The following is an 11166-nucleotide window of genomic DNA, read 5'->3' as shown; positions in this document are numbered from 1 at the left end:
CTGGGCTTCGGTGAGGGTGCCGTGTTGGTCGAGCCAGCGCAGGGCGGCTTCGATACCGTGACGAGCATCCTCCGGTCGCAGGTCGGTACGGCTCAGCAAGGTTGCGATGACGAAGCTGGCTTCCAGCGCCGTTCGATGCAGCGCCAGCCAGTCGGCCGCCACGTCGATCAGGAGGGCGGCCTGCGGGGTGGCGACGGTGCGCAGCCCTTTGTAGAGGATGTGGCGCGCCGGCAGCGATGCTCCGTGCGCGGTCAGCCAGGGTTCCCCGAGTTGTGGCCAGTGCTGGAACAGTGCCTGCGCCCACGCGGAGTTGTCCAACACCGAGCCGAGGGCATAGGCGCCCACGTCTCGCTGGCTGGACAGCAGCACGCCGGCCGCGTTCGCGTTGGCGGCCAACCAGGCCGTGCAATGCCCGGCGAGCGGCCCGTCGCGGTGCTGGAGGGCCATGTCCCGCAGCAGCCGGTCCAGGTTCATGGCGTAACGGCCGATGGTGCGGGCACTGGTCAGGCACGCGTCGAGGATCCGGTCGGCGACCTTGGTACGGACCGTGTCGAGTCCAGCCCGCACGGTGGTGTGTTCCAGCAACTGGTCGACCACGATGTCGTGCACCGGTGCCAGGCCGTCCGGCGTGTGGATCATCCAGCCCATCGCGAGCAGGACATCGAGCAGGTGCTCGGCGCGCGACTCATCGCTGTGCTCGACCCGGCCGCCGCACGCGACCAAAGCGGGACGCGGCTGGGGAGTGGCGGCGGCCATCGCGGCGTAGACCTGTAGCCGCATGTCGGGATCGCGCTCGTCGTCCAGCCGCTCGGCGTGATGCAGCAGGTCGTCCTCGTTGAGCCGGCGGACCAACCAGTCCAGGAGGTTCTCCGGCCGCAGGTCGCCGATCGCTGTCGACAGCCGCCCCCGATCCGCCTGTGCCTCGGCCGCGGCGGCGATCAGGGTGGCGATGACCGGTCGTCGGCCGCACAACTGCGACAACCGCTCCGCGCCGAGGATCGTTCGCGCTCGGGGGGCCAGCGCGGTGACGACCTGGTGCCGGATCCGGTCGAGGTGCTCGTCGTCGGGTCGTAACTCGACGGGCTTGAACACCTCGGTGAGTGGGGTGTTGTCCTTCTGGTGAAACCAGCCGGGCCGGGCCGATCCGAGCAGGGCCAGCCGGATGCCACGGGCTCGCGCGGCAGGCAGCAGTCGGTACCGGATCGCCGGATAGTCCAGGGCGCTGAGGTTCAGGTAATCGATGATGATCAGCAGGCGTTCGTCAGCGGAACCGGTCACCACCTCGATCAGCTGCTCGGTGGTGACCAACGGTTCACCCGGGCGTACGTGCAGCACCCGCCAACCCTCGTCGACCGCACGGCCGGCGACCTCCAGGCAGGTGCGGGTCTTGCCGATTCCGGCCTGACCGACCAGCAGCAGCCCGGACTGGCCGGCCTGCTCGTCGAGGCGCCTCAGCAGACGTACGGGATGGGTGGCGGCATCGCTGTCGGTGGGCGACACGTAGGGCAACCGGTCGTCGCGCAGGTTGTCGGCCAGTTCGGTCAACGCCTCCGCGTGTTCGACGATCCCGGTCGGCAGCAGCTGCGGTGGTTCCCGTTCGACCTGGTCGAGTGAAGCACCGACCAGGCCGGCGAAGGCGGGGTCGGCGAGCAGCCGGGTGATACGTACCGCGTCCAGCCGGCCAGGACCGTACCGGGACGGCACCGTCACCATGACACCCAGCAGGAGTTGCCGATCGCCCGCGGTCAGCAGCGGGGCACCCGAGTAACCGCTGTGCGGATGTGGCTCCAACACCGGCGTGCCGGAGTCGTCCCGTACCACCGCGCCGGTGTCGTCGCGCTGCGGCTGCGGCGGCTGCGGCGCGATCCGGGTGGAGTCCAGGGCGTACCGGTGGTCCTCGAAGCCGAGGCTGGGCATGACGTGCCCGGGCAGCTCGTCGAGGTGGCGACCGTCGTGAGTGACCCGGACCCATGGATACCCGACGGTGAGACAGGGCACCGGCCGATGCCCACGCAACTCGCCGTAGCGGATACGAGTCTGCTCGCGGGACCACAGTGGTACGTCCATCCGGATCAGGGCCGCGTCGGCGTCGAGGTCGTCGCCGCGCCAGATCACCGTCGCCCGGTGCTCCGGTTCGGTGGGGCTGTCACTACGGGATATCCAGGTCGGCTCCCCGCGTGCACCCACGACGTGGCCGGCGGTGAGCACCAGGTCCTCCCCGACGGCATACCCGGAGCCGAGCAGCCTGCCGCGCACCTTCACGACCTGTTGGACGTGCGGCTCCAGTCCCGTCACGAGAGGTGGCCGGCGCAGGTGTGACGGTTGTCGTCGCTGTTGGTGCCGTCGGGGCAGATCGTGTTCCGCCAGACGACCCCGCCGATCGACGCGCCGGTCAGGTCCGCGCCGGTCAGGTCCGCGTTGCTGAAGTCGGCGTTGTCGAGCTTGGCGTTGCGCAGATCGGCGTCCCGCAGGTAAGCATCGACGAAACGGGCGTTGCGCAGGTCGGCGGTGGGCTGGGCGGCCGGCGGGTTGGCGGCCCAGGCGAAGGCGACGATGCCGATGGCGGCGACGGCGGTGGCCAGCACCAGTTTGCGCAGGGCGTGCCGGAACTGGCTCTTCAGCGCCTCGTGGGTGGCGGTGTCCTCGATCGCGGTGATTCGTTCGTCGAGGTCGGCGATCCCGGCCGCCAGTTGCGTCCGTACCTCGTCACCGGTCGCCGGCTCACGCTGCGCAGCGACAAGGTCCTCGCGGGCGGCGATGATGTCGGCCGGCGCGACGAAGCCCTGGAGGTACTTGGGGTTGCGCCGGAAGTGCTCCACGACCGTCGTCAACTCGGACCGTCGCTGCGTCCACGCCTCGTTCAGGTCGCTGATCAGCACCAGTTTCGGAAGCAGGATCTGCACGGCGGTCCAGATGGCGTACACCACAGTGGATAGCCCGGCAACCGCGCCCGTCACCGCGACCCACAACCGGGCATTGTCGACGGAGTCGGGTACGCCGAGCGGAAGTTCGCCGATGCTTGACAGTTGGCTGCCGGCCAGCATTGCCGCACCCACCGCGGCGGCGCTGGCGACCAGCCACTTGGCTGCGTCACGGATGCGGTCGTTGCCCCTCTCCAAGGCGTCGGTGCTGCCGGTGGCGTCCGCGTCAGTGGTCATCGCGTTCGATGTCCACGCCGGGCTTCGGGCGGACGATCGGCGGCAGCTGGGCGCTACCGATCCAGCTCGGGTCGAGGCCCACTTCTGTCTCGTCCGCGCCACCGGTTATCGGGCCGGAGCTTCCGGGCGGGGCGGGGTAGGGGGGCCGGTGCTCAGGAACGGGAGAGCGCCCTGGCTGCCGCCATGGATAGACGGTCAATCGGATGCGATGCGTACGGGTGGTTTCGGCCGTCGCCAGATGCCACGTGACGCCGCTGCCATTCTCTCGGGTAACCAGGTCGAGTTCCACATCGACACCGGCGTCGGCAGTGCCGGATGTCGATCGCTGCAGGTCCCGGATCAGCGCGGACAGTGCGTTGGTCAGGGGGATGTCCGGCACCAGACCTCCAATATGAACTTCGACGGGCTGCTGCTTGCAACTGAACGTTAACCGACCGGACAGGGCAATGAATGCACCGGTAGGGGTGTCGGCGGTGGCCTTACGAAGGGCAACGAATCGGTGAGTCGGTGATGCGACTTTTCCGGGACGGCTCGGGAGGATTCTGCTAGCCATTGACGGCTCGATCGGCGAGCAAATGTTGACCGGAAGCCGGCGGGTTCGGTGACCAGTGTGGCCCGGCGGGCATGCCGGCGGGACGGGGTGGTGCCTGCCCCCTCCCGGGGTGGGTTGGTGCCCGCCTCTCGGGGGGCCGACGGCGGCCAGGGGCCTGTCTGGCCACGCACTGCCGGACCTCGCCGGACACCGCCTCGTCTTTCTGATCGATGGGTGTTCATGCTGGTCATGGCGGCTTCAGAGGAAGGGTGCACCGCCGCGGCGGGCCTGGTGTCGCAGGTAACAGTTTGAAAACTTCGCCCACGGTCTTGACATGGAGGGGCCTTCAGTAAGAACTTTTACCACTAACAGTTAACAGTCTTTTCCGAAAGGCGTCCCATGGTTGATCACGAGTCGGACACCTCCGCGGGCACCGCGGTGGCCGACGCCGACGGGATCGACCGGCGGGGTGCCCTCGGCGTCGCCTCCGACGGAACGCTGGCCCGGGTCCGCACCGGTGCCGCCGAACTGACAGGCGCGCTGCGCCGGGTCGCCGAGCACGTGCTCAGCGACCCGGAGGCGGCGGCCCGCGCGACAATCGTGGAACTGGCCGAACGCAGCGGCACCTCGCCGGCCACGGTCACCCGGTTCTGCCGGGCGATGGGCTTCGACGGCTACGCCGACCTGCGGCTGGGCATCGCCGCCGAGACCGGCCGGGCGCGCTCGGCCGGCTGGACCGTCGACATCGGACGCGAGATCCAGCCCAGCGACCCCTTGGAACGCGTGCTGGAGCAGATCATGGCCGCCGACACCCGGGCCATGCACGACACCGCCGCCCTGCTCGACCTGGCCGAGGTGGAACGGGCGGCGGTGGCGATCGCCGGGGCCGAACGGGTGAACATCTTCGGTGCCAGCGGCAGCGCGCTCGTCGGCGAGGAGATGCAGTTCAGCCTGCACCGCATCGGTGTGGCCGCGTGGGCCTGGAACGACGTGCACTCCGGGCTGGCTTCCGCCGCGCTGCTGCGTCCCGGGGACGTCGCGTTGGGCATCTCGCACAGCGGGCAGACCCGCGAGGCCATCGAGATGCTCGCCGAGGGCGGCAGCCGGGGCGCCACCACCATCGCGCTCACCGGATTCCGCCGGTCGCCGCTCGCCGAGCTGGCCGACATCGTGCTGCTCACCGCCAGCCAGGCCACCACGTTCCGGCCCGACGCGCTGTCGGCCCGACACCCCCAACTGGTCGTCCTCGACCTGCTCTACATCGCCGTCGCCCAGCGCACCCACGACCGCGCCCACGCGGCCTTCCGGCGTACCGCCCAGGCCGTCGACGGGCACAAGGCCGCCAGGGAGGCCAGCGCATGATCAGCGCCCAGGGGTACGCGGACGCCGTCCGGCCGGTCCTCGACCGGCTTGTCGAGCGGGGATCGGAGTCGCTGCACCGGGCCGCCGACCTGATCGCCGGCAGCCTGCGCGACGGTGGGGTGCTCCAGGCGTTCGGCGCCGGGCACTCGGAGGCGTTCGCCGCCGAACTGGTCGCCCGGGCCGGCGGGCTGGTGCCCACCAACCGGATCTCCCTGCACGACCTGGTGCTGCACGGCGACGCTCCGCGTGACGTGCTCGCCGACCCCAAGCTGGAACGCGACCCGGCCATCGCCCACCAGCTCTACGCGATCGCCGCGCCCCAGCCGCACGACGTTTTCGTGGTGGCGTCGCAGTCGGGCATCAACGGCTCGGTGGTCGAACTGGCCCTGCTGGTCACCGGGCGCGGTCATCCGTTGATCGCGGTCACCTCGGTCGAGCACACCGGACGGGTGGCGCCGCGGCATCCTTCCGGCCACCGGCTCGTCGATCTCGCCGACGTCGTGCTGGACAACGGCGCGCCGTACGGCGACGCACTGCTGCCGCTCGAGGGCGGCGGCGCGGTCTGTGCGGTCTCCTCGGTCACCTCGGCGCTGCTGGCGCAGCTGCTGACCGCGGAGGTCGTACGACGGTTCCACCAGGCCGGGGAGGTACCCCCTATCTACCTCTCCGCCAACGTCCCCGGTGGGGACGAGCACAACCTCGCCCTCGAGTCGCGGTACGCCGGGCGTCTCCGGCGCACCGCCTGACCCGACATCACAAGGAGAGTCACACGATGTCCGTTACCCCCGATCTCGACCGCCGGACCCTGCTGCGCCGCGCGGCGGCCGCGGGCCTCCTGGTGACCCCGGCCGCCGGTCTGCTCAGCGCCTGCGCCGGCAGCACGCCCGACCAGAACAACGACAGCGCCGGGGAGAAGAGCAACGACAACCCCTTCGGCGTGCAGGACGGCAGCGCCGTGAAGGTGGTCATCTTCAACGGTGGGCTCGGTGACGCCTGGGCCAAGGAGGACCAGGCGATCTTCAACGCCAAGTACCCGAACGTCACGGTCAACATGAGCTCCACCCAGAAGATCAAGACCGAAGAGCAGCCCAAGATGGCGACGCAGCCCAGCGACGTCGTGATGAACTCCGGCGCCGACATGATGGACATCAGCACCCTGGTCAACGAGGGTGCCATCGAGCCGCTTGACGACCTGCTCGCCGCCCCGGCCTGGGAGGGTGGCGGCACCGTCGCCGACAGCCTGCTGCCGGGCACCGTCGGCGACGGCACCTACCAGGGCAAGTTCTTCGTGGTGAACGTGGCCTACACGGTCTGGGGCAACTGGTACAACTCGGTGCTGTTCGACAAGGAGGGCTGGACCCCGCCGAAGACCTTCGACGACTTCTTCGCCCTCGCCCCGAAGATCAAGGCCAAGGGCATGGCCCCGTACGTGTACGACGCCGTGCACGGCTACTACCCGCGCTGGGCGCTGATGGCGACGGTCTGGAAGTCCGCCGGCAAGCAGGCCGTCATCGACATCGACAACCTCAAGGAGAACGCCTGGCGGGCCGAGGGCGTCCTGCCGGCGCTGGAGGCGTGGGAGAAGCTGGTCAAGGACAAGCTGCTGCTGCCCGGCAAGCTCGACCACACCCAGTCGCAGCAGGCGTGGCTCGACGGCAAGGCGGCCTTCATCCAGGTCGGCACCTGGCTGAAGAACGAGATGGCGGAGACCATCCCGCCGGGCTTCGAGATGAAGATCTCCGACTACTGGGGCCTGGGTGCCACCGACAAGGCACCCAACGACGTGTACGCCGGTGCCGGCGAGGGCATCGTCGTTCCGGCCAAGGCGCCGAACAAGGCCGCCGCCAAGGAGTTCCTGCGCGCGGTGCTGTCCAAGGCCGGCTCGGCGAAGTTCGCCGAGCTGACCAAGTCCCTGGCCTCCACCAAGGGCTCCGGCGACAACGTCCAGGACGCCGCCCTCGCCAGCGCCAACGAGCTGATGAAGAACGCCAGCTCGGACCTGATCTCGATCAAGCTCTGGAACTTCTACGCCGACCTGGACAAGGAGAGCCAGAACCTGTCCGCCGAGTTGATGGCCGGCCGGTTGACCGCCGCGCAGTTCGTCGACAAGATGCAGGCCGCCGCCGACAAGGTCGCCAAGGACTCGTCGATCACCAAGCAGACCCGCGACGCCTGATCCGAACGGAAAGAGTGAGTCCCATGCGGCACGGTGTTGCGCGTTTCGTCACGGGTTTCCTGGCCCTGCCGGTCGGGCTGTACCTCTTCTACGTGGTGTGGCCCTTCCTCCAGGCGGCCGGGTACTCGCTGACCGACTGGGGAGGTTACTCCGACAGGCAGCAGTTCGTCGGGCTGGACAACTACCTCCGGCTCTTCTCCGACGAGCTGATCAGGAAGGCGTTCTGGCACAACGTCTTCTTCCTGATCACCGTGCCGCTGTTCACCATCGCACTGGCCCTGTTCCTCGCGTTCCTGCTCAACGTGGGCGGACGCGAGGACAAGGCCGGCATCCGGGGCGTGTTCGGCTCCGGCCTCTACAAGGTGATCTTCTTCTTCCCGCAGGTGCTGTCCCTGGTCGTCATCGCGGTGATGTGGCAGCAGATCTACCGCGCTGACGGCCAGGGCCTGATCAACGGCATGCTGATGAAGATCGGGCTGGTCAGCGAGGACGACCCGATCACCTTCATGTACGACCCGGAGCCCTTCCTCGGCGTACCGGCGGTGCTGTGGTGGCTGCTGCTGATCGCGGTCTGGAGCGGCGCCGGCTTCTACATGGTGCTCTTCTCGGCGGCCATGCAGTCCATCCCTAAGGACGTCTACGAGGCGGCCATTCTCGACGGTGCCGGCCGGTTCCACACGTTCTTTCGGATCACCCTGCCGCTGCTGCGGGACACCGTCTCGGTGGCCTGGGTCTACCTGGGCTTCATCGCCCTGGACATGTACGCCCTGGTGTTCGTCATGACGCCCAGCCAGGGCGGCCCCAACCACGCAAGTGAGATCTTCGCGTCGGTGCTGAACTTCACCGCCTTCCAGAAGGGCCAGTTCGGCTACGCCTGCGCGATGGGTGTGGCACTTGCCATCTTCACGATCCTGCTGGCCGCCCTCCAGTTGCGGATCACCCGTCGTGAGCGGATCGAGTACTGAGGAGACCTGGACGATGAGCACGGTGACCCACACCCCGGGTGGCCTGGCCGGCCCCGACCAGACTCCACCTCCGGCCCGTACGCCGCCACAGCGCGCTGCCGTCGGCGGCGGCCGGGCCGGGGCGCGTTTCTTCAACGGCTTCTCGCACCTGTTCCTCGCCGTCTGGGCGATCATGGTGGTCTACCCACTGCTGTGGGTGGTGATGTCGGCGCTCAAGACCGACTCGGAGGTCATCCGCAAGCCGCTGTCGCTGATCCCCGAGCGGTTGCAGTGGGACAACTTCGCCCGGGCCTGGACCGAGGGGCACATCGGCTCGTTCTTCCTCAACACCATCCTGGTGCTGACCGGCAGCGTCTTCCTCACCATGCTGCTCGGCTCGATGGCCGCCTACGTGCTCGCCCGCTACGAGTTCCGCGGCAACCGGCTGATCTACTACATGTTCCTGTCCGGGCTGACCCTGCCGATCTACCTCGCCGCGGTGCCGCTGTTCAAGGGCGTCTACAACACCGGCGTGGTGCTGCCGTTCCTCGGCCCGAACAGCCACCTCATGCTGATCCTGGTCTACGTGGCCTGGTCGCTGTCGTTCACCGTCTTCTTCATGCACTCGTTCTTCCGTACCCTGCCGACCGCGATCGCCGAGGCGGGCATGGTCGACGGCGCGTCGCACAGCCGGTTGTTCTTCAGCGTGATGCTGCCGATGGCCAAACCGGGCCTGATCAGCATCGGCATCTTCAACGTCCTCGGCCAGTGGAACCAGTGGTACCTGCCGACCCTGCTCATGCAGTCGGTGGCCGGCGAACCGAAGAACCAGGTCATCTCCCAGGGCCTGATCGAGCTGTCGGTCAACCAGGGCTACCGCTCCGACTGGTCCGGCCTGTTCGCCGGGGTCACCATGGCGATGCTGCCGGTGCTCATCGTCTACATCGTCTTCCAGCGTCAGGTGCAGTCCGGCCTCACCGCAGGCGTCAGCAAGTAGCCCCGCACACCGCCGTGCAGGGCGCGCTCGGTCCGGGAAACCACGGCCTCCACCCGAGGTCGACAGGTCCCGGACCGAGCGCTCGACACATCAGTCGAGGGTGATCTCCAACTGGTCGCGCAGGGCCGCATGCCCGGCGGCGGTGAGGCGTACCGCGCGGCCGGACCCGATGCGTACCACCCACCCGTTGCCGAGAAACAGCTCGCACAGCTTCGCGCCGACCAACCCGCCGAGGTGCTCCCGTCGTTCCGTCCAGTCGAGGCAACCCCGGACCAGCGGCCGGCGGCCCGGCCGGGACTGCGCCGGATCCCAGCCGGTCAGGTCGATCAGCCAGGACCGGCCGGCCGGGGTGAGCGCGAAGCCGCCGCCGCAGTCCAGCAGCCCCCGCACGATCATCGCCTCGGTCACCGTCACGCCGAGCCGTCCGGCCAGATGGTCGTAGCAGGTACGGCCTCGGCGCAGGGCCGCGCTGGCGGTGACCGCCCGCAGACCACCGGTTCGGACGGGACGCGGTTCGAACCGGGCCGACAGATCCTCCAGCAGTTGCGCCACGGACGGGTCGGCGAGTTGCACGTACCGGTGCCGGCCCTGGCGCCGCTGGACGAGCAGGCCGCCCTCGACGAGCCGGTGCAGGTGCCCGGTGGCGGTGGAGGGCGCGACACCCGCGTGTGCGGCGAGTTCGCTCGCGGTCCACGCCCGGCCGTCGAGCAGGGCGAGGCAGATCCCCGCACGGGTCTCGTCGGCCAGCAGCGCCGCGAGCCCGGCGAGGTCAGCAGCGGAGGTCACCGCCCCATTGTCGGGTACGACGGTTCGGCGCTCGCCGAAGGATCGTGGCCGTAGCCTTCGCCGCATGCAGGAGATCCACGGCCGCGCGGCGGCCCTCGCGGTGCTTACCGACCCGACGTTCGTCGTGCCGCCCGTCCCACAGGCGTCCACCGGCGTCGCCTGGCTGCGCGCCACGGTGGTCCGGTTCAGTGTGCTGCGCGACGATCCGCCGGTGCCGGCGACCAGGCGGCAGGCGACAGTCACCGGCACCGTGGCCGGCATGACCGTCGAGGCCGGTGCGCTCGTGCGGGTACCCCTCGCCGGTGAGCTGGCGTTCGGCGTCGGGCCTCGGCGCTGCCCCGGCCGCGCCCACGCCCTCGCGCTGGTGGCTGGAGCACACGAATGAGCGGTTTCGCGGCGCTGCACCGCACCGGCGACCCGCTGGTCCTACCGAACGTCTGGGACGTCGCGTCGGCCCGGTTCCTGGTCGAGGCCGGGTTCGCCGCACTCGGCACCACAAGCCTCGGCGTCGCGGCCACAAACGGCCTGCCCGACGGCGCGGGTGCCACCGGGGCCGAGACCCTGGCGCTCGTGCGCCGGCTGGCGGCACTGCCGGCACACCTCACCGTCGACATCGAGACCGGATCGGTCGCCACGGCGGTCGCGGTGGCCGAGGCCGGCGCGGTGGGCGTCAACGTGGAGGATGCGATGGGCCCGGCAGCCGAGCACGCGGCACTTGTCCGGTCGGTGAAGCGGGAAGCGCCGGGGCTGTTCGTCAACGCCCGTACCGACACGCACTGGCAGCGAAACGGTGACCTGACGGAGGCGGTCAGTCGAGTCCGACGCTACACGGACGCCGGTGCGGACGGCGTCTTCGTCCCCGGTCTGGCCGAGCCCGCCGACATCGCGGCGGTCGTCGCCGCCGTCGACGTCCCGGTGAACATCCTGTTCCTGCCGGACCGGCACACCGTGGCCGCCCTGGCGGAGCTGGGTGTGCGGCGGATCAGCACCGGCTCGCTGCTGTTCCGGGCGGCCCTGGCCGCCGTCGTGGACACCGCGACAGCGGTACGCGACGGGCGCACCGTACGCCCCGACCTCCCGGCGTACGGCCGGGTGAACGTCGGGTCCGGTGAGCGCGCCGCCCCGGACGCCCGGTGACGCCTCAGCTCACCCGTGACCACGCTCGGTGAGGTGTAGGCGCGCGGGACCTCGCGTTCCCGGTCACTCCCCAC

11 protein-coding genes are annotated in these 11166 nt (G+C 69.6%); 7 read left to right on the top strand and 4 right to left on the bottom strand.

What is annotated here, in order from left to right:
- From Van01_RS30730 to Van01_RS30720, 3 genes are all read right to left on the bottom strand, one after another.
- A partial coding sequence (locus Van01_RS30730; RefSeq protein WP_204015056.1) for a trypsin-like peptidase domain-containing protein occupies positions 1 to 2256 on the bottom strand: 2256 nt, incomplete at its 3' end.
- A gap of 35 nt (positions 2257 to 2291) precedes the next feature.
- Positions 2292 to 3158: a pentapeptide repeat-containing protein gene (locus Van01_RS30725; protein WP_204015053.1), complete on the bottom strand. Its 867-nt coding sequence runs from the start codon at positions 3156 to 3158 to the stop codon at positions 2292 to 2294.
- Positions 3148 to 3537, bottom strand: a complete 390-nt coding sequence (locus Van01_RS30720; protein ID WP_204015051.1) for a hypothetical protein — start codon at positions 3535 to 3537, stop codon at positions 3148 to 3150. The genes Van01_RS30725 and Van01_RS30720 overlap by 11 nt, the downstream gene beginning before the upstream one ends.
- Before the next feature lie 552 nt (positions 3538 to 4089).
- Here Van01_RS30720 and Van01_RS30715 point away from each other — a divergent pair.
- The 5 genes from Van01_RS30715 to Van01_RS30695 are packed head-to-tail and all read left to right on the top strand — an operon-like array spanning position 4090 to position 9169.
- The gene (locus tag Van01_RS30715; RefSeq protein ID WP_204015048.1) at positions 4090 to 5052 is read left to right on the top strand and encodes a MurR/RpiR family transcriptional regulator; all 963 of its coding nucleotides are present in this window, start codon (positions 4090 to 4092) and stop codon (positions 5050 to 5052) included.
- Positions 5049 to 5798, top strand: a complete 750-nt coding sequence (locus Van01_RS30710; protein ID WP_099844922.1) for a sugar isomerase domain-containing protein — start codon at positions 5049 to 5051, stop codon at positions 5796 to 5798. Before Van01_RS30715 ends, Van01_RS30710 begins: the two co-directional genes overlap by 4 nt.
- Before the next feature lie 26 nt (positions 5799 to 5824).
- Positions 5825 to 7228: an N-acetylglucosamine/diacetylchitobiose ABC transporter substrate-binding protein gene (gene ngcE, locus Van01_RS30705; protein ID WP_099844923.1), complete on the top strand. Its 1404-nt coding sequence runs from the start codon at positions 5825 to 5827 to the stop codon at positions 7226 to 7228.
- A gap of 23 nt (positions 7229 to 7251) precedes the next feature.
- Positions 7252 to 8193: a carbohydrate ABC transporter permease gene (locus Van01_RS30700; RefSeq protein ID WP_093407322.1), complete on the top strand. Its 942-nt coding sequence runs from the start codon at positions 7252 to 7254 to the stop codon at positions 8191 to 8193.
- A 13-nt stretch (positions 8194 to 8206) separates the two neighbouring features.
- Complete coding sequence (locus Van01_RS30695; protein WP_099844924.1) at positions 8207 to 9169, top strand: carbohydrate ABC transporter permease; 963 nt, start codon at positions 8207 to 8209, stop codon at positions 9167 to 9169.
- Positions 9170 to 9259: 90 nt separating this feature from the next.
- Here Van01_RS30695 and Van01_RS30690 read toward each other — a convergent pair whose 3' ends face one another.
- Positions 9260 to 9955, bottom strand: a complete 696-nt coding sequence (locus Van01_RS30690; RefSeq protein WP_204015045.1) for an ArsR/SmtB family transcription factor — start codon at positions 9953 to 9955, stop codon at positions 9260 to 9262.
- Positions 9956 to 10019: 64 nt separating this feature from the next.
- On the opposite strand from Van01_RS30690, the gene Van01_RS30685 reads away from it, so the two are divergent.
- Complete coding sequence (locus Van01_RS30685) at positions 10020 to 10340, top strand: hypothetical protein (RefSeq protein WP_204015042.1); 321 nt, start codon at positions 10020 to 10022, stop codon at positions 10338 to 10340.
- Positions 10337 to 11092 carry an isocitrate lyase/PEP mutase family protein gene (locus Van01_RS30680; RefSeq protein ID WP_204015039.1) on the top strand — a complete coding sequence of 252 codons (756 nt, stop codon included), beginning with the start codon at positions 10337 to 10339 and terminating at the stop codon, positions 11090 to 11092. Before Van01_RS30685 ends, Van01_RS30680 begins: the two co-directional genes overlap by 4 nt.
- Positions 11093 to 11166: the final 74 nt, after the last annotated feature.

Origin of the sequence: Micromonospora andamanensis (assembly GCF_016863495.1) — a bacterium.
Lineage (GTDB): Bacteria > Actinomycetota > Actinomycetes > Mycobacteriales > Micromonosporaceae > Micromonospora > Micromonospora andamanensis.
The sequence above is the reverse complement of the archived record's forward strand: the minus strand, read 5'-3'. Positions and strand labels throughout refer to the sequence as shown.